The following is a 252-nucleotide window of genomic DNA, read 5'->3' as shown; positions in this document are numbered from 1 at the left end:
TGGGGTGTTTGTGGGTGGCATAGTTATCGGCGATCAGGTGCAACACCTTATCCTTGGGCGTTTCACGGTCGATCTTACGCAGAAACTTTAACCACTCGATGTGGCGGTGACGCTGCTGGCATTGAGCAATCACTTTGCCATCGAGCACGTTGAGTGCGGCAAATAGGGTGGTTGTGCCATTGCGCTTGTAATCGTGCGTCATCGTGGCCGCACGACCTTTCTTTAGCGGCAGCCCAGGTTGAGTGCGGTCCA

At 54.8% G+C, this 252-nt stretch carries 1 protein-coding gene; it reads right to left on the bottom strand.

The window, feature by feature from the left end:
* A partial coding sequence (locus tag JW499_RS22265) for a transposase (protein ID WP_205212572.1) occupies positions 1 to 252 on the bottom strand: 252 nt, incomplete at both ends.

Source organism: Amphritea pacifica, assembly GCF_016924145.1.
GTDB classification, from domain to species: domain Bacteria; phylum Pseudomonadota; class Gammaproteobacteria; order Pseudomonadales; family Balneatricaceae; genus Amphritea; species Amphritea pacifica.
The sequence above is the reverse complement of the archived record's forward strand: the minus strand, read 5'-3'. Positions and strand labels throughout refer to the sequence as shown.